The following is a 23,533-nucleotide window of genomic DNA, read 5'->3' on the forward strand; positions in this document are numbered from 1 at the left end:
TAAAGACTGCAAAAAACGTAAAATTTTCAAGGTGCGACAAGACCGATCCATGTCTACCAGCCCGATCATGGGTGACAAAGTTTTCACATCCCCTTGGCGATACTTAAACACTTTGTGACTGCCCACTCTTGAGGCAGTACTCATGTGCTGTGCCTGGCTACATGGCACTGACCATTCAAGTAGTTATCAGCTGGAGCGCTGTATGGGGATGTTTAAACGCAGTAATACATCTGCGAAGGGATTCGATTGGGCAGGCCTTGGCTGGCTGTTCCTGTTCTTTTGGTATTTTTCCGGCATTACCCAACTGCTTATCCAGCTGACTGGCACTTCCGGGTTCTCAGGCTTTCGCCAAGCCTTTGTGATGAGTGCCATCTGGCTGGCCCCGATGCTGATGTTTCCCAGGCACACCCGGGCAATGGCGGCGGTCATTGGTGTCGTGCTGTGGGCCTGTTCGATGGCCAGCCTGGGCTACTTCTTTATCTATCAACAGGAATTCTCGCAAAGCGTCATCTTCATCATGTTCGAGTCGAACATCTCTGAAGCTGGCGAATACATGACCCAGTACTTTGCCTGGTGGATGGTGCTGGCATTCCTGGCACATACCGCCTTTGCGGTGTTTCTGTGGACCCGCCTGCGCCCGGTGTATTTGCCGCGCATGCAGGCCTGGGCTGCAGCGGTGGCCATATTGGTGGCGGTTATCGGCTACCCGCTGGTCAAACAGACGATCAAGCACGACAACCTGGCCACGGCCATGGAAAGCTTCGAAAGCCGTGTTGAACCTGCAGTACCGTGGCAGATGTTAGTAGCTTATCGCCGCTACCTGGAGCAACTAGACAACATGCAGGGCATGCTCGCCAGCGTCAGCAAGATCCCGCCGCTGACCAACCTCAAGGACAACGAGGCCGGCAAGCCGACTACCCTGGTACTGGTCATTGGCGAGTCCACCAACCGCCAGCGCATGAGCCTGTATGGTTATCAGCGCGAAACCACGCCAAACCTCGACAAGTTGCGCGATCAACTGGCCATTTTCGACAACGTGGTGACACCGCGGCCCTACACCATTGAAGCGCTGCAACAAGTGCTGACCTTTGCCGACGAAGAAAACCCCGACCTGTACCTGAGCACCCCGTCACTGGTCAGCGTGATGAAGCAAGCCGGTTACAAAACCTTCTGGGTCACCAACCAGCAAACCATGACCAAGCGCAACACCATGCTCACGACCTTCTCCGAGCAGGCTGACCAGCAGGTTTACCTCAACAACAACCGCAACCAGAACGCCCGCCAATATGATGGCGACGTGATTGAGCCCTTCAACAAGATCCTGGCCGACAGCGCCCCGCGCAAGCTGATCGTGATTCACCTGCTCGGTACGCATATGAGCTACCAGTACCGTTATCCACCGACCTTCGACAAATTTGTCGACCGTAGTGGCGTACCCGCCGGTTTGAGCGATGCACAAGTACCCACCTACAACAGCTACGACAATGCCGTTCTGTACAACGATTTTGTTGTATCGAGCCTGATCAAGGACTTTGCCAAGACCGACCCCAATGGTTTCCTGCTGTACCTGTCGGACCACGGTGAAGACGTGTTCGACTCGGTCGGCCACGCGACGCTGGGCCGCAACGAGGCCAAGCCGACAGCCCCGATGTACACCATTCCGTTTATGGCCTGGGCCTCGCCCAAGTGGCGTGAAAACCATGCCTGGAATTTCGCTGCCGACCTCGGGCGACCTTACAGCAGCTCGCAGTTTATCCACACCTGGGCAGACCTGGCGGGCCTCAGTGCCGACGAACTGGACGACAAGAAAAGCCTGGTCAGCGACACGTTTGTCGCCCGCCCGCAGCTGATTGGCGACCCCTACTCGCGCCCACAAAAGGCCTTGATCGACTTCAGCCTGATCAAGCCCAAACAGCCCGCCCCTGCCAACGTGGTCCAGCAATAATCAACGTGCGGGGCGCACGGCGCGCCCCGCAGGTTTCCGACACTTCTTTACAAATAATTCTCTTTTCGCCTAACTCCGCGCCTTGTCATTCGTTTGAAGCACTGAACAACTTCATAACAACGACAAGGAGTCGGCAGCGATGTTCGCGCCAATCACCCGTTCCATGACCCTCACCCTCGGCCTCATCAGCAGCGCCGCATGCCCGCAATTACTGGCGGATACCGAGCAGGAAGAGGTCAAGAAAACGACCCGCTCACTGGAGCTGGGCACCACCAGCGTCACAGCCCAGGGCCTGGGTGCCACCACAGAAAATACCGGTTCCTACACCACGGGCTCGACCAGTACCGCGACCAAACTCAACTTGAGCATTCGCGAAACTCCGCAGTCGATCTCGGTCGTCACCCGTCAGGAAATGGACGACTTCGACCTCAACACCCTGACCGAAGCCATGCGCCATACCACAGGCATTGTGGTACAGCACAACGACTCGGACCGGGTCAGCTACTCGTCCCGCGGCTACACCATCAATAACTTCCAGATTGACGGCATGCTCAACACCTTCAGTTTTATGAAGACCGATGCCGACACCATTATCTACGACCGTATTGAAGTAGTGCGCGGCGCCACCGGCCTGACCACCGGCGCGGGCGACCCGTCGGGCACCATCAACATGATCCGCAAACGCCCTACCCACCAGTTGCAGGCCAAGGCCGGTGCTTCAGGCGGCAGCTACGACAACTATTACAGCTATGTCGATGTGGGCGGCCCGCTGGCCTTCGACGGCCGCCTGCGCGGGCGCACGGTGCTGGCCTATCGCGACAGCAAATCGTTTCGCGATATCTACGCCCTCAAGCGCGAAGTGGCTTACGGCATTCTGGAAGCCGACCTGAGCGACAGCACTGTTCTGGCCGTGGGTTACGACTACCAGGACAAGCAGGTAAAGGGTTCTTCCTGGGGCACCACACCTTACTGGACCGGCTCGGGCGACAAAGCCAATTTCGGGCGCTCGACCAACCTGGCGACTTCCTGGAGTTCATGGCCGATGAAGGACAAAACCGCCTTCGCCACCCTCGACCAGCAACTGGTCAATGACTGGCGCCTCAAAGCAGCCTACACCCATCGCACCAGCGACGCTGAAGGTAAGGTTTATTACGCCGGCGGCGGCTTCCCCAACCCCGATGGTACGGGCATGTCGGCCTATGCCAGCCACTTTATCGGCGAAGAGAAGATGAGCGCCGTTGACGTCAATATCTCGGGCACCTACCCCTTGTTCGGGCGTGATCACGAGTTGATGGTGGGTTATGGCCAGGCCAAGAACGACAACACCTCGCCCCTGATGGTTGACCTCAACCCGGACGACTACTACAACATCCCCAATTGGCAAGACATGAGCGCGATTCCCAAATATCAGGATTTCAATACCGGTATTGAAGGGACTCACGACGTCATCAAGCAGAAATCCGGCTACCTGGCCACGCGCTTTAACCTGACCGATCAATGGCATGCCGTACTGGGCACCCGGTATGGCAGCTGGCAAAGCTCCAGCACCAACTTCCCTGCCCCGAAAGTCAGCCAGACCCAAAACGATGTGATTACGCCTTACGCCGGCGTGCTGTATGACTTCACCGACGAGTTGACGGCCTACGCGAGTTATACCGACATCTTCAAGCCAACCACCAGCAAGGACGCCAGCAACTCCTACCTTGAGCCGGTGGTGGGCAGCAACTATGAGCTGGGGCTGAAGGGTAGCTTCTTGCAGGAGCGCCTCAACCTGTCGACGGCGGTGTTCTGGAGCAAGCAGGACAATGTGCCGGAAATCGATGACTCAGTACCACGCGGCCCCAAGGGCGAGGAATATTACAAATCGGGCGGCAAGGGCAACAAGATCAACGGTTTCGAAGTCGAGCTGGCCGGTGAAGTGATGCGCGACTGGAATATGCTTGCAGGCTACACCTACACCCATTCGCGCAACGCCGCAGGCCAGCGCATGAATACTGCAGCGCCTTTGAACATGCTCAAGATTTCGAGCACCTACCGCCTGCCTGGGGACTGGAATGCAATGACCGTGGGGGCGGCCGTCAACTGGCAAAGCGATATCTATCGTGCCGCCAATCGCCCTACCGGCGAGAAAAATGACAAAGGCAACCCGATTACCTTCAAGGAAGACATCACTCAGAAGTCCTACACCCTGGTCGACCTGATGGCCCGCTACAAGTTTGACGAACACGTCTCGGCATCCCTGAACGTCAAAAACCTGTTCGATGAAAAGTACTACGAAAACGTAGGTTTCTATAACGGCGTGTTCTGGGGTGATCCGCGGACGGTGAGCGTTGGCCTGGAGTGGACACTGTAGGCAGAGGAGGCAAACCTTGTAGCTCGTCAACTGCTACAAGGTTTTTCTACAGTTACAAATATTTGTTCCAGAACAGCATGCGCCCGTGCGCCGGGTCGAGCTGGCCATCGCTGAAGCCGAATTTGCGATAGGAACCTTGCGCCACAGGGTTGCCCTCGAGTACTTCGAGGGTGATCTTGCAGCAGCCGCGTTCGCGGGCGATGTCCTCTACCTTGAGCAACATCTTCTGGCTCAGGCCCAGACCGCGAAACGTATCGACCACCGACACATCATGCACATTGACCAGGGGTTTGCCGGCAAAGGTGGAAAAGCCTTCAAAGCAGTTAACCAGACCCGCCGCCTCACCGTTGACGAACGCCAGTACGCTGAAGGCATGAGGGCGCCTGGCAAGCTCTGCCGGCAAGTGCGCCAATACCGTTTGCGACAACGCTTCACCTCCGCCCATCGGGTCCCGGGCGTAGTGATTCAACACGTCCCTTAACGCCTGGGCATGAACCGGGTTGGTATAGTCTGCTTGCACTACGACGACATCCGACATTACGGGTTTTCCTTGACGAGTCCGGGCATTGGTTTGTTGGAACAACGCCAGACCTTATCGCGGCCCCGGCAATGCAGACAAGTGCCTGTTTCAGGGGTTGGCAGAAACATCCAGCATCGGCATCACACTGGCAAGCTGATTCACAAAACTGTCGGCATCCGTGTAAATCAGTACATGCCGAAACTGCGAGTTGTCCTTGCGATATTCGACCTCATCCGCAATAACCTCACCTGCCATTTTCTGACTGATCAACAACACATCATATTCATTGGTGGGTGCTGCCTTCAGGCTTACCAGCGCCTCGCCATGGTACAAAGGCGCGATCCGGTAATAGCCCAGAATATTAAGAGCCCTTTCTATTTTCAGAGCCTCGTTCGGGTCTGCATCGGCAATCAGTATTCGTAAAGATTTTGTTGGCATTGCAGCCTCGTCATCCATGTGATTGATTAGCTTGAGCATAATGTTCAAGTTCGTCAGCCAACTGCTCCATACTGCTGTGAAGTGCATCGACCGCGACGGTGAGTTCTTCTGATTTTCCGGACTGGCAAACCGCTTCCAGTTGTTCGCAACACGCAATCAGCTTCCTGGCCTGAATAAGTCTGCCCCCTCCTTTGATGCCATGGGCCAGGGCAGCCAGGCCTGCGTAATCATCTTTCAAAAAGAGTTCGATCAGGGCAGTGAGATCGAGACGATTTCTTGTAGAAAGCTCTGCAAGAAGTGTATGAATCATCTGCTCATCACCCTGACTCAACTGTTTAAGATACGTCAGATCAATCCTATCGCCTCGATCAGATTCATCGGCATCGGTATATATCAGGTTCTGCGCCTGGCCAGTTGCCAGGCAGGCGCTCAAGTCTTTCAGGCTGATGGGCTTGAACAGGCATTGATCCATTCCCGCATCGAGACAACGCTCAACTTCGCCGGGCTGTGCGTTCGCAGTAAAACCAAAAATCTGGCAAGGGGCCTTTCCCAGCTGCGCCTCTTCGGCTCGTATTGCCTGGGCCAACTGATAGCCATTGATGACCGGCATCGAGCAATCCGTAATTACCAGGTCGAAAGCCCCCTGCCGCCACGCCTTGAGGCCCAGCTCGCCATTCTCGGCGTCTGACACACGGTGCCCCAGAAAGCTGAGTTGCTGGGCCAGCAGCATCCGGTTAGCCGGATAATCATCCACGACCAGAATGTTCAGCGACCGGGTAATGGCCGGGGCTTGCTCGAGGGCGTCTGCAGCTTGCTCTTCATGTTCAAGCAGAGGCACTACCATCATGATCTCAACTTGGGTGCCCAGCCCCTCAACACTGCTGAGGTGCAACTGACCTCCCATCATTTCGCAGAGCTCACGGCAAATCACCAGGCCCAGGCCTGAGCCCTGACGCGCAGATTGCGTGTTGTTACTGGACTGAACAAAAGGGTTGAACAGCAGGCTCTGGTCTTCCTCAGAAATACCCACACCGGTGTCCTTCACGCGCAAACAGATCGCTGTATGCTGCGCATCTGCAGCCAGCCCCAATGTCAATATCAGCCGGACCTCCCCCGTGTCCGTGACACTTGATGGCATTACTCAGCAAATTGGAAACGATTTGCTTGAAGCGTATCGGATCAATCAGCACATCCACATCCGCTGCCGGGCTCGATTCACAGACCAGGCTCAATTGCTTCTGCCGCGCCAGCCCATCAAACATTCGTGCCACGGCTTCTACCAGCGACTTGATATTTGAGCGTTTGGGGTGCAATGAAAGATGACCGGACTCAATGCGCGCGATATCCAGAATATCGCCAATCAAATCGAGCAACTCGTGGGCCGAGACTGAGGCCACTTCGATTGCGAAACGATCAATAACGCCTTGGTCGGCCTTTTTCATGGCCAATTCGAGCATGCCAATGACCGCATTCATGGGGGTGCGGATCTCATGACTCATGGTTGCGAGAAAGGTGGTCTTTGCGCGGTTTGCCGCATCGGCACTTTGCTTGGCAGCATTCAACTCATTCACCAGCTGCTGGCGCCTGCCTATGACTCTCTGCAAATAGGTAATCCATACAATGGCAACCAATAGCAACGCCGCGGCAATGGCAAACCCTCTTACAATCGCAGGACGGTTGCGCAGCCAGTAGCTCTCAACCTCTGGTGTGTCAGTGAACCAACGACCGGTCAGCTCACTCAAGTCTCCTGGAGTGATATTGAGCAAGGCCTTGTCCAGAATGGCGCTTAACTGCTGATCATTGCCGGCAGTGGCAAAACCGATCTGCTCGGGTTGAGTACCTACGGTGCTGGTGATTTTCAGCTGATTGTCAAAGCGTCGCGAAACCAGATAACGCGCATTGACCAACACGCTGATCGCGGCATCAGCGCTTCCCTCTGCCACCATGGCCAGGGCCGCAGGCGGGTTGTCTGCTTCCTGAATCTGAACCTGCGGATAGTTCTGCGCAATAAAGTCGCGCAGTACATTGCCGCGAACCATCACGACACGCCCGCCAGCCATTTCATCCAGGGTTTGAGGTCCCTCTGAGCCGATACGGGAAATAAGCACAAAAGGGGTTGTGAGGTAGGGCCGGGTAAAGCTCAGTTGATTTTCTCGGGCGGTACTGCTCGTGATAGCCCCCAACACATCTGCCTTGCCCGACTTGACCAGTTCAATCCCCTGCGCCAGCGTATACACTCGCACTGCCTCGAAATTAAGCCCTGTGCGTGTACTGATGCTGGATAAAAGATCGGCAATCAAGCCTTTGAACCTGCCTTGCTCATCAAAAAAGGACAGTGGCTGGAACGCATCATAAATTGCCACTTTTAACCGCGGATGCTCAGCTATCCAGCGCTGCTCGCTGGCTGCAGGGGTAAACTGCCATGGGGCATACGTTTTTGGCCCGTCGAAGCTCCAGCGGCGCAGAATTGTCATGCGGTCACTGGCTGGGATCGCCGCCAGCGCTGTATTGACGATACGCAGTAACCCCGGATTTTTACGATTCACCGCAAAGGCGAAGGGGTTGTCTTCCAGTCGCGAGAAATCGGCCAATTGCACATTGTTCAGGTAGTTCTTGTGAATCAGGTAACTGGCACTAATAAAATCCCCAAGATATACATCCGCTTGGCCAAACGCCACGGCGCCAATGGCCGTCAGGGTTGACGGATACAACTGCAAGCTAGCTTTGGGGTAGAAGTCCTGGACCTTCTGCGGCGGCAGGTAGTGATCGAGCATGGCCACACGCAGCCCCGCCAGATCAACTGGCGGACGCTCCTGGTTACTGCTGCGGGTCACCAGAGAAGGCGAATCGTCTGCGTACGCACGGCTTAACACCAGCTCAGGATATTGCGCTTCGAAACCATTGGAACTGCTCAACAAATCCAGCTCACCACCCTTGAGCGCTTCTATCGCCTGCGGCCTTGAAGGGTAACGCTTGACCACAATGTCAGTGCGTAGCAACTGCGACAGCAGTTGCGCGTAGTCGGCCGTCAACCCTTCAAAGTCCTGACCGTTTACCGTCATTTCAAAAGGACCGTAGTCAGGTGCGGAGATACCCAGACGCAAAGGTCCGTGTTGCTTGAGCCACTGCCTGTCTGATGGTTCAAGTGCCACGCTGTACGCCTCGACATTGGAGCGCCCCATCAATTGCAAGGTCTGTACTTTTGGGTCAGCGGCTGCAACGGGCTGTCCAAGAACCAGGAGCAGCCCTGCAAGCCCCAGACATTGAAGGATGTTCAATTAAATCAAATCATTGCGCTTGGCAAATTCAGCCAAGTAGACGACCGATTTTATATTCAACTTTTCGATCAGGCGCGCCTTGTAAGTACTGATGGTTTTGCTGCTAAGAATCATATCTTCAGCAATCTTCTTATTACTCAGGCCCCGGGCAAGCTGTTGCAGTATGTACAATTCTCGCGCCGACAAATTCTGTATCAATTCTATGTCGCTCATACTTGTATCACTGTTTCGCACTGAGCTGGCCGCCAAAAATGGAAAAAAGGTATAGCCGTCCATGATTACTTTTACCGCTCTCATCAACTCAGTGAGATCCTGGCCTTTGGTAATAAAACCTGCCGCCCCTGCTTTCATGCTCCGCTGCGAATAAAACAGGGGGGATTGGGACGTGACCACCAAAATGCGACTTTTAACCTCCGAAGCCCTGATTCTGTTGATCACCTCCAGACCATCCAGGCCTGGCATGGTGATATCAAGGATGATCAAGTCAACATTATGCTTGCGAGCCAATTGAACAGCATCGGCGCCATTGTCTGCTTCAGCCACGACTTCATGACCATCACTCTCCAGCAACAACTTCATCGCCGATCGAATAAGTGGATGATCATCAGCAATCAACACTCTCATACATTTAACCCTCTAGTAGTAAGCCGGGCATCAGCGTATGTCAGGCGTGAATGTATCGTTTTGAATAGGTTCAATTGGTTATTCTCAAAAAAACAACCGAATGAGTGATACTGAAATTATAGGATAAATCCTGCAATCAGCGTCCACCATTGCGACAATATTCGCGCATAACACACATAGCCCGTTCGCAATCGCGCCGCGCATAATCACTAATCGAATACGATTTACGAGAAGGGAAATAGCTACACGTCATGTGCGAATTTTCTTAATCTTCCAAATGGTTGTGGGTAAATCACTGCAGTCTGTTGATCCATCACACCGGCCCTTTAAGACCAGGGCCCACGCAAAGACAAAAGACTGCAGTTTTTCGGCCAACTGCCCCGGCCAGGCCTTATTGCCAGCCAAACCTGCGAATATAAAAGCTTTTCACGGCCTGGGTCAGCGCCATGTAAGCCAGTAAAATCACGGGCAAGAACACAAAGTACAGCGGCGGCAGCGCCTGCAATTTGAAGTAGCCCGCCAGTGGCCCCATCGGCAGGAAGATGCCCACTGCCATGATCACCCCTGTCATCACCATCAGCGGCATCGCTGCGCGGCTCTGCAGAAACGGGATTTTAGGCGTGCGAATCATGTGCACGATCAGGGTTTGAGTCAGCAACCCGACCACGAACCAGCCCGACTGGAAAAGGGTCTGGTGTTCAGGTGTGTTGGCCTTGAACACGTACCACATCAAGCCAAACGTCAGGATGTCGAAAATCGAACTGATCGGCCCAAAAAACAGCATGAAACGGCCTACATCCGCAGGCTGCCAGCGCTGTGGCTTTTTCAGCATTTCCTCATCGACGTTATCGAACGGGATGGCAATTTGTGACACGTCATACAGCAAGTTCTGAACCAGCAAATGCATTGGCAACATCGGCAAAAAAGGAATGAATGCACTGGCCACCAGCACCGAGAACACATTGCCGAAGTTCGAACTGGCTGTCATTTTGATGTACTTGAGCATATTGGCGAAGGTTCTACGCCCTTCCAGCACGCCCTCCTCCAGCACCATCAGGCTTTTCTCCAGCAGGATGATGTCAGCTGCTTCCTTGGCAATATCCACGGCACTGTCCACCGATATGCCGATATCCGCCGTGCGCAGTGCCGGAGCGTCGTTGATGCCATCACCCATAAAACCCACAACATGGCCATTAGCCTTGAGTAAACGCACGATGCGTTCCTTGTGCGTGGGTGTCAGTTTGGCAAATACGTTGGTGGTCTCCACAGCCACGGCCAGTTGGGCATCCGTCATCCGTTCAATATCATTGCCCATCAGCAAGCCTTGCTGCTCCAGGCCCACCTCACGACAGATCTTGGCCGTAACCAGCTCGTTGTCACCTGTCAGAACCTTTACCGCTACCCCGTGCTCGGCCAGGGCTTTAAGCGCCGGTGCGGTGCTCTCCTTGGGCGGGTCGAGGAACGCCACATAGCCAATCAACGTCAACTCCTGCTCATCACTCAGGCTGTAAGCGTCACGCCCATCAGCCATGGACCGCGCAGCCACGGCCACAACGCGCAAGCCCTCTTCGTTGAATGCCGCAGTCACTTGGCGAATGCGCACCAAGAGTTCATCGCCAAGAGTTTCTTCCTTCTCCCCATGACGAACTGTCTTACATACGGAGAGTACTTCCTCGACAGCTCCCTTACAGATCAGCAAGTGCGGCCGGTCCTGCTCGACCACTACCACCGACATGCGCCGACGGGTAAAGTCGAACGGAATTTCATCGACCTTGCTGAAGGCCGTCCCCACGTTCAATTCGCGGTGGACCTCGACGTGCTCCAGTACTGCCACGTCCAGCAGATTTTTCAACCCGGTCTGGTAATAGCTGTTGAGGTAGGCCATTTCCAGTACGTCGTCAGACTCCTGCCCCCAGACATCCACATGCCGGGCCAGAAAAATCTTGTCCTGTGTCAGGGTCCCCGTTTTATCGGTGCACAGTACATCCATCGCACCAAAGTTCTGGATGGCATCCAGGCGTTTGACGATGACTTTTTTACGCGACAGGAAGACGGCTCCCTTGGCCAACGTCGAGGTCACAATCATTGGCAGCATTTCCGGAGTCAGCCCCACCGCAACGGAAAGTGCGAACAGCAAGGCTTCAGTCCAGTCGCCCTTGGTGAAGCCGTTGATAAACAGCACCAGCGGCGCCATCACAAACATGAACCGGATCAGCAACCAGCTGACTTTGTTGACCCCGGCCTGGAATGAGGTCGCACCGCGCTCAGTGGTCCCGACGCGCTGCGCCAGAGCACCGAAATAGGTGTTATTACCGGTCGTCAGCACGACCGCAGTGGCGGCCCCGGACACCACGTTGGTGCCCATGAACAAAATAGTGTCCAGTTCCAGCGGGTTGCTGGTCTGGCTGTCGAGCTGACGCGCAAACTTTTCCACGGGCATGGATTCGCCCGTCATCGCGGCCTGGCTGACGAACAAATCCTTGGCGCTGAGCACCCGGCAATCTGCCGGGATCATGTCGCCAGCAGACAATACGATCAGATCGCCCGGCACCAACTGCTTGATCGGCAGCTCGATACGCTGCGCCCCCCTGATCTGGCGTGAGGCGCCGGAAAACTTGCCGAACACGGGCGAAGCGTCTGCACTGAAATCGCGACGCATCACCGTCGCGGTGTTGCTCACCATGTCTTTGAGCGCATCGGCGGCTTTGTTGGACTTGGCCTCTTGCCAAAAACGCAGCACGGTCGACAGCACCACCATGGTGCCGATCACCACCGCCGCCTGAATGTCATCAGTGGCCAGGGAAACTGCGGCGAGCAAGGTCAGCAGCAAGTTGAACGGGTTTTTGTAGCAATGCCACGCGTGTATCCAGGGGCTTAGCGGCTGCTCGTGTTCGATCTCATTGAGGCCGTGGCGATCGCGCAGCACATCGACCTCGGCGTCGCTCAAACCGTCGGTGTGGGTGCCCAGGTTGTCGATCAGTACCGCGCTGTCACTGTTGGCCGCGACCACCAGCATCTGTGCCAGCGTGGGTGGTACTTCGCGGTTGACCGTGGTGTTGGTCAGGCTGTCGAGCAGGACCAGACGCCGGAAATGCCGGCCAATATGGCGAGTCCGCAAAAAGCCGGCGAAAAATTCTTTCAGGGAGAGTTTCATGGTGCTGCTCCTGCGCCGCCTGCGCTCACGCCATGCAGAGTACCTGCGCAGCCGGCATTGATCTGAGGCCTTCGTTCATGGGGTCAAACTCGTGAGCGAGCCAAAAGGCACGCGCATGCAACGTGCTGCGACCTGCCACTGGAGGGGCGTAATCACATACGTTTCTGTGTCGATAAGTGGACTTGGGCAATCAGGCCAGAACAGCCCAACCAAGACGCCAACTGCTTATGCGCGACGTTTTCGAGATTAAACCCTGGTGGGGTTTGTGGTGTGCATATAAGAAAGTTCTTCAGGCGCAGTTCAGTTTCATCTCTGAAATGTCATGCAATCTGATTTTTTAGCGCCACTCAGGCGTTGTCCCACTGCCTGATACGGATTCGGCAATGCTTCATGGCGTTAACGATATGCTTCTCGACCACACTGCGCGATACCCCGAGGCGTTCGGCGATTTCAGGGTGCGACAGTCCTTCGATCTTGCGCAGCAGAAAACACTCGCGACACGCCGCAGGCAGCTCAGCCAGGGCTTTCTGGATCATGGCCAGGCGCTGGTCGTGGTCCATTAATAGTTGAGGCGAGGGGCTGTAAAAACGCTCTTCGCTATCCAGCACTTCCAGCGGTTCGGCCTGGCGCAGGCTGCTGCGGCGATGGCCGTCGATCACCAGGTTAAGCGCAGTGCGATACAAAAAAGCACGTGGCTGCGCGATCGGCTCGTCGCCTGAACGCTCCAGCACTCGCACATAAGCGTCATGCACCACGTCTTCGGCCGCCTGGGCATTACCCAGCCTGGCACTCAAAAAGCCCACCAGTTCGCGATAGTAGTTTTCCAACAGGACTCCTGGCCGCAACAGCAGCGGCAACACTCCATGAGCGCAGAAACAGATCTAATGGGATAACGGCGTGATGATGGCACTTTTGTAGATGTAATTTATAGTAATTCTCATATAGATTTAAACCCCACCTCCTCAAACAACTGCGAAACATTCAGCAGCATCCCAATCGGCAAACCGCTAATGGGGTGGCAGTCGGGGGGGGGTCAGCTGAAGATTCATGATCTGTGGTCAAGAGTGCTTTGCTTGGCCAGCGGTTTTTCCGCCGGTGAAGGGCGAGGATACTCAACCTCATTCTTACGTCCACCAAGGAGATATCCATGACAGTTCCAGCATTTGGCCTCGGTACATTTCGCCTTAAAGGCCAGGTAGTCATAGACTCGGTCAGCAATGCCCTGGACCTGGGCTACCGCGCCATCGACACCGCACAGATTTACGAAAATGAAGCTGAAGTCGGCCAGGCCATTGCCGAAAGCGGCGTGGCGCGTGACGAACTGTTTATCACCAGCAAAATTTGGGTCAGTAATTTCGCCAGGGAGCAACTGATCCCCAGCCTTGAAGAGAGCCTGAAAAAACTGCGCACCGACCATCTGGACCTGACCCTGATTCACTGGCCGAGCCCTGACAATGCAGTGCCGGTAGCCGAGTTTATGGGCGCATTGCTTGAAGCCAAAGAAAAGGGCCTGACCCGGCAGATTGGCGTCTCGAACTTCACCATCGCGCTGATGAAAGAAGCCATTGCCGCGGTGGGCGCGGAAAATATCGCGACCAACCAGATCGAATTGCACCCCTACCTGCAAAACCGCAAAGTGGTGGAATTCGCACAAAGCCAGGGCATCCATATAACCTCGTACATGACCCTGGCTTACGGCGAAGTGCTTAAAGATCCAGTGATCATGGCCATTGCCGACCGCCATAACGCCACTGCGGCACAAGTGACCCTGGCCTGGGCCATGCAATTGGGCTATTCGGTGATTCCGTCTTCGACCAAGCGCAGCAACCTTGAGAGCAACCTCAAGGCCTGCTCACTGAAACTGAGCGATGACGACATGGCCCGGATTGCAGCCCTGGACCGCGGTCATCGCCTGACCAACCCGCAGAGCGTTGCGCCAGCGTGGGATTGACCTTGAATCCTTCAAGCCCCTTGTAGTCGCTGACGAGGAACGAAGGCTGCGAGCGGCTGGACACGTTCAGAAGGGGCACCCTCCCATTGCTTTCAAGCCCCCCCTCGCAGCCTCGCTCCGCGAGTCTGCGACTACACGGCCCACGCAATCACGGGTTATTGGAGGCCAAACCGCTGTAACTGCATTTCCTGCAGCCGGCTCAAGGTGCGGCGAAAGGCAAACTCCAGGTACCCCTGGGTATACAACTGATCCATCGGCACCTGCGCTTCAATACACACCGGAACCTTGCGGTCATAGCACTCGTCGATCAGGGCAATAAAACGCCGCACACTGTCATCGTATTTTGACAGTTGCGGCAGCTCACGATCCCCCGCCTCGACCTTCACCGCCCCGTCTTCCGTACCACGGGCTATTTTGCCTTCGCGCTGCTCGGCACTCAGGCAGGGCACTTCGCTGAGCAACATGACCTTGTAACGATCACAAATCTGCATGAACTCAGTGGCCGCCAGCGGCTGCTCGCACAGCTCATGAAAATTGCACCACAGCACCCCATCACTGGCCTGCACCACGTTCAGCGAGCGATGGCCCACATCAATGGGTTGGTCAGACACCGCCTGGCCCTCGGTCAAGGATCTGAACACCGGCTCTATGGCACTCGGCCGGCCCGGCCCGGTCACCCAGTAACGCTGATGTGCAATGCCGGGATGCAGGCGGTGGTCTTCAATACCGTTTACCGCCACCACCTCCATATGCTTGAGAATCGCCGTAATACCGGGAGCAAAACGATCACGGTTAAAACCGTGACCATAAAGGTCGTTCGGTGGCTGGTTTGAGGTACAAACCAGCACCACGCCTTCATCGAACATCACCTGAAACAGACGCCCAAGAATAATCGCATCGGCAATGTCATTGACGAACAGTTCGTCAAAGCACAGCACCTTCACTTCCGCGCCCAGGCCTTTAGCCAGTGTCTTGAGCGGGTCCGCCGTACCGGTCAGCTGAAACAGGCGCTGATGTACCCATTGCATAAAGTGATGAAAATGCTGACGCCGTGCGGGCACCCGCAGGCTTTGATAGAACTGATCCATCAACCAGGTTTTGCCCCGCCCCACCGGCCCCCACAAATACACGCCATTGACCGGCTGCGCACCCGAGTGCAGGGCCTCATGGCAGCGCTGCAAGGCCTGGACTGCAACCCATTGGGCGGGGTCGTGGACAAAGCCCTGGTGTTCGACAGCTTGTTGATAGGCATTAAGGGGGGACACGACATTCATATCGATAAATGGCTCCTGAACCAGAGAGGCCAGTATGCCAGCCAGGAGACGACCCAGGCACTTGAAAAATAACGCAGGGCCCTCACATTGTTACCCATGTGGTAACAGAGCATTTTGCCATCAGCTATTTTTACTTTTGCAAATCAGCGTAACCTCACTCACATGACTCAACTATCAGTTGCACTTGAAACTCCGGTACTTCGTACGCACCCGGCGACCTTGCCGGGTGTCGTAACTTCTTCCCGCCTTATCGGCAAATGAAGTCAGTCAGCTTTAAATCTTGATTACTTTAGAGGCCAATCACATGAAAAATCTTATTGCACTGTTTCTCGCCGGTTTTGCCACATTGGCTGTTGCAGGTGAAACTTCCACTGTTCAGCCTGCGACTGTAGAACACTACCACTACGGTACCCAACTGGATATTGCGCGGGTGGTCAGCCTGTCCAACATACCCAAGGTGTGTGAAGTGGTACCGGCCACCATGGTCTATGAAGACTCCCAAGGCCAGCGCCACACCCTTGAATACCAGGTGATGGGCGACGGCTGCAGCACCCACTAAAGTTCAATGGTTGCACGCACGGATGCGACCCCAGCCCCCTCTTTGAGGGGGCTTTTTCGTGGTGCTGCGGAAAAAGCGTCGATTGTTACTGATCCGGAAAGACTCCATGACGATCTTTTGACTTTAATCAATACGCAGCGCGCGTATTCTATGTACATCCCTCAACGCAACACTGAAACAGGGCACGGTACTTCGTGTTACGCCACTTACTCCACGGCGTAACAACTTCGACCGCCACCATGGCAACTGAAGTCAGTGATTCGTGATTGTTTTAAGGTCTTATAAATGAAACGTTTGATCGCTCTTGCACTTATTGGCTTTTCTACCCTGGCGGCTGCTGACGAACTTCAAGTTACGCAACTACAACCGGTGGTCGAGCATTACACTTATGCCACCGACCTGGATATTGCCAAAGTTATCAGCGTGTCACCGGCTGCCGATGTCTGTGAAGTAGTACCCGCACAAATGACCTACGAAGACCACCAGGGTCAGCGTCATATTCTTGAGTATCGCGTGATGGGCAATGGTTGCAGTAACGGCTGATATTATCGCCAGGCGCAACTATCCCCATACAGCCCCCGTTTAACGGGGGCTTTTTTATGGATGGCATTGCGCGGTACTCTCGACGCAAACCAATGGCAAGGAGCCACCCATGATGCAGCCCCTACCTACCCTCCAGACCTCGCGACTGGTACTGCAACCCCTGCAACTAAGCGACGCGCCCGCCATCCAGAGGCGCTTTGCCCACTGGCAAGTCGTGCGCTACCTGAATGCAGTCGTGCCATGGCCCTACCCGGACGATGGCGCACTGAGCTATGTGCGTGACGTGGCGCTGCCAGCCATGGCCCGCAGCGAAGAGTGGCACTGGACGATTCGCCTGTTAGCAGAGCCAGATGAGCTGATTGGCTGCATCAGCCTGATGGATGCCGTGGACAACAACCGGGGGTTCTGGCTGACGCCGCAATGGCAGGGTCAGGGGTTGATGAGCGAAGCCTGCGAGGTGGTCGATGCCTACTGGTTCCAGACCTTGCACCGCGCGTGCATGCACGTGCCCAAAGCGGCGCCCAATACGGCTTCACGACTTATTTCCGAGCGAGGCGGAATGCGCTTGATAGGCAGGGAAGAGAAAGACTTTGTCAGCGGCAGGCTGCCATGCGAGCTGTGGGGAATAACTCGCGAACAATGGTTGGCCCGGCAGAAAACCTGAGGCGTAAAAACACCCGACCCTGTCAAAACAAACGATCAGGGCCGGGTAGAAACGCTCAGTGCACGATTCGTTTCAGGTACCGGGAATCAGTCTTTCTTCTCGGAAATTACCTTACCGGTCGAATCGAAAATAATTTCGTATTCCAGGCCATCGACCTTCTTGATGCCTTCGGCCTTCCAGATACCGGCAGCCGGGTCCTGGGCTTCAATTTTCTTGATCACGGTGTAGCCGTTCTTGTTCTTGAGAACTTCGACCAACTCCTTGGAGAATGCCCAGTTCGGATCAACAGGCTGAGCCATCGCTGCACCGGCACCCAACAAAGCAGCAGTAGTGATCACAGCAGCAAAGGTTTTCTTCAACATTGTCTTAACTCCATTAATTGATGTTGCGTCTGGTACTCAATGTGACTGGAACAACCGTAGCAGAGAAAAACCCGGCCATAGGGCTAAATGACATGCTTTTGACATGGCTCATGTTCTCGTTAGCTCTGGCACGGGGTTAGAATGCGCAAAACCGGGAAATATCAATGAGTGAAACACGCCACACAGACGCTGAAAACGAGGCCATCACCGAAGCTGCGGCTCAGTGGTGCCTGCGTTTGCACGAGCCCGACTGCACCTGCCAGGAACGTGAAGCTTTCGCTGTGTGGCTAAATGCCAACCCCCTCCACGCGCTGGAATATGAAGCGATGCTGGATGTCTGGGACATCAGTGCGCACCTGACACGTCCGGCCCCCGCTCCAGCCCGGGTGGTTGCATTGCCTCCCGCACCGCGCCGCAGCACCTGGCAGCGCTTTGCCGTGGCCGCCGCCATTACCCTGCTCGCCCTTCCCGTGGCGGCCTACAGCGGCTGGCAACTGGGCTGGGTGCCCAATGCCCATGAGCGCTACAGCGCCGATGCCAGTGCCAGGACGGTGACACTGCCCGATGGCAGCCAGGTCGAACTCAACCTGGGCAGCCAACTGACTTTCAGTAACTACAAGGATCAGCGCCAGGTGACCCTGAGCAAGGGCGAGGCCTTTTTCAAGGTCAGTCACGACGCATCCCACCCGTTTCTGGTGCAGGCGGCAGAAGGCCAGGTGCGTGTCACAGGCACCCAGTTCAATGTGTGGATGTACGAAGACCAGGTGCGGATCACCCTGCTCGAAGGTTCGGTGCTGGTCACCAGCAACAAGCGCCTGAGTGGCGATGGCCTGCGGTTGGAGCCGGGCATGCAGGCGCGTTACAAGGCAGGCGACCATGCCGCGCAAATTGGCCCGGTCGCGGCCGTCACCTCCGAGCTGGCCTGGCGCAACGGCAAGCTGGTGCTGGACAACCTGTCACTGGCTGACGCCTTGCCCCTGATCAACCGCTACCTCGACACTCCCCTCGCCCTGGCCGACAGCGCCACCGGCAAACTGCGCATTGGGGGTGTATTCAATACCCGGGAAATCGATCATCTGGTGACCTCCCTGCCCAAAGTGTTGCCGGTATACCTGAGCCGCAACACCGAGGGTCGGCCGGTGCTGACTGCCCGCCAGGCCCTGTAGAGGGCCAGAGCATGCCCTTCACGATTAAAAAAATTTAATAATCGCTCCAAACCCCCGCCTACACTGGTCGCAAACGCGATTGAGACGAATTCACGACAAAATTTCTACATTTGAATGTTCATGATTTCTGTCGCTCATTCGTCTAGTTAAGTAAGAGCATTTTTTTCTTTTCCTGATCAGGCTCTGAAAAGGAGTTTTTTGCATGCATAACCAGCAAATACCAACGGATGGTAGAAACCCGCATCGCGAAGTCGCTTTTCAGCCCGATACCGGGCTGCTGGAAGCGCTCGCGCCCTTGCAAGGCAACGAACGGATCCGCCACCTGCTCAAGTGTTTCGGGCTGCGTACCAGCCTGGTGCGGCTCAAGGTCATTGACGCGCTGTTAACGGCTGCAGGCAATGATCGCAGGCTGGGGGTGCGCGGCATGCACAGCCACTTGCAGGCGCTGGATATCCCGCTGTCATTCTTGAGTGTGCGCGAGGTACTCAAGCGCCTGTGCAGCGAAGGGGTGGTGGTACTCAACAGCGACAAGAGCTACAGCCTGCATCCACAGGCTGAAGCCGTTTTGACCGGCAAGATCGAAGCTTAGATCTTGGTCTTGCGGCGCATGACGCCGTTGATGACAACCACGACCACGGCCACACCGATGGCGATGTACTGGAACATCTTCTCGGTGATCATGCCGGCGTTTTGCAAGTAAGAAAGGCCGAACATGATGCCCAGAACCACCAGTGATATCAAAATCGAGTATTTCAAGCGCTGCGAAGGGGTCATGACCTGTTCCTGACAGTAAGTCCGTATACGAAAGCCGCCAACCGGGTCGGTTTTCATGGAGAAATTGAAAAAATCGGGCCCCATCTTACAGCCAAGCCAGCTTTTTGGCTGCCACCAACGAACATCCCGGGCCTGCCCTGCAGGCCCGGGCTAACGTTTGAAGGCACTCCCCGGCCGGGCACACAGGTCCACCAGCCAGTCCACAAAGACACGTACCCGCGGCGACAATTGCCGATGGTGTGGATATAAGGCTGTTAACGCCAGCCGCGGTGGCAAACAGTCTCTGAGCACTTCTTGCAGGCGCCCTTCGCGCACCAGCTGCGCAACATGGTAATGGGGGGTTTGCACCAGCCCGTACCCCGCCACACACGCCGCCAGATACCCCTCGGCACTGTTGACCGCAAGCCGCTTGGGCAAGTCGACGAGGCGCACTTCATCATCGACCTGGAATTCCAGCCCGTAACGCTTGCCCGAGGCGCTGGAGAAATATTCCACCACCTGATGCCCGCTCAGGTCTTCGAGCGATTGCGGTACACCGCGAGCTTGCAAATAGGCAGGGCTGGCGCATGTCACCTGATCCATCTGCACCAGGGGCCGCGCCACCAGGGAGTCGTCCATGGTCAGTCCACCGCGGATCACACAATCCACACCTTCCCGAATCAGGTCCACCGGGCGGTCGTTGAGGCCGATTTCCAGTTCGATCTGCGGGTAACGGTCCGTGAACTCCGGCAAGGCCGGCAACACCACCAGACGCCCCACCGCAGCGGGCATCTCGACCCGCAGCGTGCCTTTGGGCTGGCTGCCGCGAAACAGCCCTTCGGCATCTTCAAGATCATCCAGCAGGTTGACGCAGCGCTGGTAGTACGCCGCGCCATCCAGGGTCGGACTGACCTGGCGAGTGGTGCGATGCAGCAGCTGCACGCCCAAATGCGCTTCCAGTTGCTTGATCAGCACCGTCACCGATGCACGAGGTAATTGCAGACTGTCGGCAGCCTTGGTAAAGCCGCCCAGTTCAACGATGCGAGTGAAGACCCGCATCGCGTTGAAACGGTCCATAACCCCTCCATTGTTTAGAAATTACGAACAGTGATGGTGTATTTACCCTGTTTATCTTGCCACTGTCGAGGTGAAGAATAGCCCTACCCCACTCATTCAGGAGCACCTCGCATGCACACTCGCCAACTGGGTAAAAACGGACCTCAGGTCAGCGCTATTGGCCTGGGCTGCATGGGCATGACCGACTTCTACACCACCGGCAGCGACACCCGCGAAGCCGTGGCCACCCTGCACCACGCTCTGGAACTGGGCATCAACCTGCTCGATACCGCCGACATTTATGGGCCACACACCAACGAAGAACTGATTGGCCAGGCCATTCGCGGGAAACGCGAGCAAGTGTTTCTGGCCAGTAAATTCGGCATCGTCCGCGACCCGGCCAATCCGGCCTTTCGCGACATAAATGGTCGCCCCGAGTACATCCGCCAGGCCGTCGAAGGCAGCCTCAAGCGCCTTGGGGTTGAGACGCTCGATCTGTACTACCAGCACCGCATGGACCCGAACGTACCGGTTGAAGAAACCGTCGGCGCGCTGTCAGGTCTGGTCAAGGCAGGCAAGGTGCGTTATCTGGGCCTGAGCGAGGCATCGGTGGCGACCCTTGAACGAGCGCATAAAGTGCATCCGATCAGCGCATTGCAAAGTGAGTACTCGCTGTGGAGCCGCGACCAGGAAGGCAACGGTTGCCTTGAAGCCTGTCAGCGCCTGGGCATTGCCTTTGTGCCCTACAGCCCGCTGGGTCGGGGATTTTTGACCGGTGCGCTAAGAACCGTGGACGATTTTGCCGCAGACGATTTCCGCCGTTTCAATCCCCGTTTCCAAGGTGAGAACTTCGGCAAAAACCTGCTGTTGGTCGAACAAGTGCAAACCCTGGCTGCCGAAAAAGGCGTGACGGCCGGGCAACTGGCGTTGGCCTGGGTACTGGCACAGGGCGATTACCTGATCCCGATTCCGGGCACCAAGCAACGCAAGTATCTGCAGGAGAATGTGGGAGCGCTGGAGGTCAAGCTGAGCGCCAGCGAGCTGGCGGCACTGGAAAGCATATTCCCGGCCAGCGCCGTGGCCGGGTTGCGCTATGCCGAAGCAACGATGAAGCAGCTCACGCTCTGAGACTGCACTACCTTTACCCTATCCTGTGGGAGCGAGCCTGCTCGCGATACAGGCAAACCGCGTCGCCTGTTTCGCGAGCAGGCTCGCACCCACACTATCAGGTCATATCACAGCACGTCAGAAATCCCGTTTGTAGAAGATATCCAGCGAGCTGGCAAAACCGCTGGCTACTTCGACATACACACGCTTGCTCAGTTTGTAACGCAGGGCAATGGTACTGGCAGGTTCAAACACACCCACACCATAGCGTACGCTCAGCCGCTCGTTGATCTTGCCACTGGCCACCACTGCCGTGCTGTTGCCGGTACCTTCGGTATCAAGCTCAAAATCCTTGATCCCCAGGTGGTTGGCCAGGCTGGTGGTAATCCCCGAACTGCCCATCAGGCCCAGGCCCAGCGCCGCCTGCGCCAGCAGGTTTTCATCTTCCCCGGTACCCGTTAGCGGACGCCCAAGAATCAGGTAGGACAACGCCTGTTCCTGACTCATGGCCGGTTCCGAGAAGATTTGCGTAGTGGGCTGTTCCGCACTGCCTGTCAGGCGAATCCCGGCAATCACGTCGTCGGTCTGGCGGACCGCTTCGATATCCAGATAAGGCTGGTCAATCGGCCCGGCGAACAGCAAACGCGCACGGCGTATGGTCAGCTTCTGGCCATAGGCACGGTAGCGACCGTTATTGAGGCGCAGCTCGCCACGGGTGTCCATGTCGTTGCCAATATGCACCTGCCCCGCCAGATCGGCGTTCAGGCCAAAGCCGGAGAATGTCAGCAACTCCTGCCCCACCACCACGGTGATATCCATGTCGACCTGCATCGGCGCGGCTTCACCCGTCGTCTGCTGGCCCACAATCACCGTGTCATCTGACACCTTGACCGTCGAGGGTGGCAATTCCCGTACCACGATTTCACCCTTGGGCACGTTCACCGTACCGGCGATCAACAGGGTGTTGTCGGGGTTGAGGGAGATTTTCAGGTCCGGGGCGACTTCCATCTTGGCATAAGGCTCGACCGTCACCGGCAGGTTGTTGCCCTTGACCAGCACATTGACCGCCACTGCCTGACCCCAGGCCACATTGCCGCTGACGCTGCCCTGGCCCTTGTCGCCGCTGGTCCAGCCGCCATTGATCTGCGCCGTTTCGCCGTTGATGGCCAGCGAAAGCTGCACATTCTCGAAGTTGGTCGGCAGCTCCGGCCCCGAGATTTCACCGCCGGTCAGGGCCACATTGCCGTTGACATGGGGCGACAGCAAAGCACCCGATATCGTGCCAGAGCCGTTGAGCTGGCCGGTGAGTTTTTCCACCATCGGCGCAAACGGACGAATCATCGACACATCCAGCCCGGTGAGACGGAATTCACCGGTAACAGGTTTGCTTTTGGGCAGCGGATTGATCCGCGCTGCCAGCATCAACTGCCCCAGCTTGCCACCATCGAAATCAAGCCGCGATTCAACCCGGTTAGGGGTCAGGTTGCTGGTCAGCTTGAACGCCTGGTATGGGAAGTCCAGCCACTGGCCCTTGTCTTTGAAGCGCAACGTGCCACCACTGGCATCCACCACCACCTGGCCTTTAGGCCCGCTGGCAGGCAAGTCCAGCATCAAGTCGGCATTGAGCTGGCCCTGCCACTGGAAGTCCTTGGGCAACCACTCAGCCAGGCTGTCGAGGGGGAACTGCTTGAGGTGCAGACGCAGTTTCGGGTCCGGCACCAGGCGCTGCTCTTCGCTGCACAAGCTCGCCGGGCCGGAGAGCCAGCACTGCGCGCCCAGATTGAGC

19 protein-coding genes and 1 pseudogene are annotated in these 23,533 nt (G+C 56.2%); 9 read left to right on the forward strand and 11 right to left on the reverse strand.

What is annotated here, in order from left to right; genetic code table 11:
- Positions 1-202: 202 nt before the first annotated feature.
- Together GHO42_RS16320 and GHO42_RS16325 are read left to right on the forward strand one after the other, a co-directional pair.
- Positions 203-1,945: a phosphoethanolamine transferase CptA gene (locus GHO42_RS16320; protein WP_095001648.1), complete on the forward strand. Its 1,743-nt coding sequence runs from the start codon at positions 203-205 to the stop codon at positions 1,943-1,945.
- Positions 1,946-2,084: 139 nt separating this feature from the next.
- The gene (locus tag GHO42_RS16325) at positions 2,085-4,298 is read left to right on the forward strand and encodes a TonB-dependent siderophore receptor (RefSeq protein ID WP_095019293.1); all 2,214 of its coding nucleotides are present in this window, start codon (positions 2,085-2,087) and stop codon (positions 4,296-4,298) included.
- Positions 4,299-4,350: 52 nt separating this feature from the next.
- Here GHO42_RS16325 and GHO42_RS16330 read toward each other — a convergent pair whose 3' ends face one another.
- The 6 genes and pseudogenes from GHO42_RS16330 to GHO42_RS16355 form a co-directional block, all read right to left on the reverse strand.
- Positions 4,351-4,836 carry a GNAT family N-acetyltransferase gene (locus tag GHO42_RS16330; protein ID WP_095019294.1) on the reverse strand — a complete coding sequence of 162 codons (486 nt, stop codon included), beginning with the start codon at positions 4,834-4,836 and terminating at the stop codon, positions 4,351-4,353.
- 90 nt (positions 4,837-4,926) lie between these two features.
- Positions 4,927-5,295, reverse strand: a complete 369-nt coding sequence (locus GHO42_RS16335; protein ID WP_232527641.1) for a hypothetical protein — start codon at positions 5,293-5,295, stop codon at positions 4,927-4,929.
- Positions 5,267-8,534: pseudogene (locus GHO42_RS26460) on the reverse strand (transporter substrate-binding domain-containing protein). Before GHO42_RS26460 ends, GHO42_RS16335 begins: the two are co-directional and overlap by 29 nt.
- Positions 8,535-9,158 (reverse strand): response regulator transcription factor, encoded by a 624-nt coding sequence (locus GHO42_RS16345; RefSeq protein ID WP_095001652.1) that lies wholly within the window; start codon positions 9,156-9,158, stop codon positions 8,535-8,537.
- A gap of 391 nt (positions 9,159-9,549) precedes the next feature.
- The gene (mgtA, locus tag GHO42_RS16350) at positions 9,550-12,312 is read right to left on the reverse strand and encodes a magnesium-translocating P-type ATPase (RefSeq protein ID WP_095001653.1); all 2,763 of its coding nucleotides are present in this window, start codon (positions 12,310-12,312) and stop codon (positions 9,550-9,552) included.
- A gap of 347 nt (positions 12,313-12,659) precedes the next feature.
- Positions 12,660-13,139: a sigma-70 family RNA polymerase sigma factor gene (locus tag GHO42_RS16355; RefSeq protein ID WP_095019296.1), complete on the reverse strand. Its 480-nt coding sequence runs from the start codon at positions 13,137-13,139 to the stop codon at positions 12,660-12,662.
- Positions 13,140-13,459: 320 nt separating this feature from the next.
- Here GHO42_RS16355 and dkgB point away from each other — a divergent pair, with 320 nt between their 5' ends.
- Positions 13,460-14,263: a 2,5-didehydrogluconate reductase DkgB gene (gene dkgB, locus GHO42_RS16360; protein ID WP_153328252.1), complete on the forward strand. Its 804-nt coding sequence runs from the start codon at positions 13,460-13,462 to the stop codon at positions 14,261-14,263.
- 155 nt (positions 14,264-14,418) lie between these two features.
- Here dkgB and zapE read toward each other — a convergent pair whose 3' ends face one another.
- Positions 14,419-15,537 carry a cell division protein ZapE gene (zapE, locus tag GHO42_RS16365; protein ID WP_095001657.1) on the reverse strand — a complete coding sequence of 373 codons (1,119 nt, stop codon included), beginning with the start codon at positions 15,535-15,537 and terminating at the stop codon, positions 14,419-14,421.
- Between the two features lie 304 nt (positions 15,538-15,841).
- Here zapE and GHO42_RS16370 point away from each other — a divergent pair, with 304 nt between their 5' ends.
- From GHO42_RS16370 to GHO42_RS16380, 3 genes are all read left to right on the forward strand, one after another.
- Positions 15,842-16,096 (forward strand): DUF2790 domain-containing protein, encoded by a 255-nt coding sequence (locus GHO42_RS16370; RefSeq protein ID WP_095001658.1) that lies wholly within the window; start codon positions 15,842-15,844, stop codon positions 16,094-16,096.
- A 285-nt stretch (positions 16,097-16,381) separates the two neighbouring features.
- Positions 16,382-16,639: a DUF2790 domain-containing protein gene (locus tag GHO42_RS16375; protein ID WP_095019298.1), complete on the forward strand. Its 258-nt coding sequence runs from the start codon at positions 16,382-16,384 to the stop codon at positions 16,637-16,639.
- Positions 16,640-16,751: 112 nt separating this feature from the next.
- Entirely contained in the window at positions 16,752-17,303 is a 552-nt protein-coding gene (locus tag GHO42_RS16380) for a GNAT family N-acetyltransferase (protein WP_153328258.1), read from the forward strand.
- 86 nt (positions 17,304-17,389) lie between these two features.
- Here the strand turns inward: GHO42_RS16380 and GHO42_RS16385 are convergent, their stop codons facing one another.
- Positions 17,390-17,665, reverse strand: a complete 276-nt coding sequence (locus GHO42_RS16385) for a PepSY domain-containing protein (protein WP_095001661.1) — start codon at positions 17,663-17,665, stop codon at positions 17,390-17,392.
- 164 nt (positions 17,666-17,829) lie between these two features.
- Here GHO42_RS16385 and GHO42_RS16390 point away from each other — a divergent pair, with 164 nt between their 5' ends.
- Both GHO42_RS16390 and GHO42_RS16395 read left to right on the forward strand, forming a co-directional pair.
- The gene (locus GHO42_RS16390) at positions 17,830-18,831 is read left to right on the forward strand and encodes a FecR family protein (RefSeq protein ID WP_153328254.1); all 1,002 of its coding nucleotides are present in this window, start codon (positions 17,830-17,832) and stop codon (positions 18,829-18,831) included.
- 202 nt (positions 18,832-19,033) lie between these two features.
- Positions 19,034-19,420, forward strand: a complete 387-nt coding sequence (locus GHO42_RS16395; protein ID WP_095001663.1) for a fe2+ zn2+ uptake regulation protein — start codon at positions 19,034-19,036, stop codon at positions 19,418-19,420.
- On the opposite strand, the gene GHO42_RS16400 is transcribed toward GHO42_RS16395, so the two are convergent.
- Both GHO42_RS16400 and GHO42_RS16405 read right to left on the reverse strand, forming a co-directional pair.
- Positions 19,417-19,605 carry a hypothetical protein gene (locus GHO42_RS16400; protein WP_095020889.1) on the reverse strand — a complete coding sequence of 63 codons (189 nt, stop codon included), beginning with the start codon at positions 19,603-19,605 and terminating at the stop codon, positions 19,417-19,419. The genes GHO42_RS16395 and GHO42_RS16400 overlap by 4 nt on opposite strands.
- A 150-nt stretch (positions 19,606-19,755) precedes the next feature.
- Positions 19,756-20,661, reverse strand: coding sequence for a LysR family transcriptional regulator (locus GHO42_RS16405; RefSeq protein WP_095026529.1), 906 nt, complete (start codon positions 20,659-20,661; stop codon positions 19,756-19,758).
- Between the two features lie 111 nt (positions 20,662-20,772).
- Here GHO42_RS16405 and GHO42_RS16410 point away from each other — a divergent pair, with 111 nt between their 5' ends.
- Positions 20,773-21,768 (forward strand): aldo/keto reductase, encoded by a 996-nt coding sequence (locus tag GHO42_RS16410; protein WP_153328256.1) that lies wholly within the window; start codon positions 20,773-20,775, stop codon positions 21,766-21,768.
- A gap of 117 nt (positions 21,769-21,885) precedes the next feature.
- Here the strand turns inward: GHO42_RS16410 and GHO42_RS16415 are convergent.
- Positions 21,886-23,533: translocation/assembly module TamB domain-containing protein (locus GHO42_RS16415; RefSeq protein WP_178114927.1), on the reverse strand; the 1,648-nt coding region annotated here is incomplete at its 5' end.

This window comes from Pseudomonas sp. FSL R10-0056 (assembly GCF_009600105.1).
Taxonomy (GTDB): Bacteria; Pseudomonadota; Gammaproteobacteria; order Pseudomonadales; family Pseudomonadaceae; genus Aquipseudomonas; species Aquipseudomonas bubulae.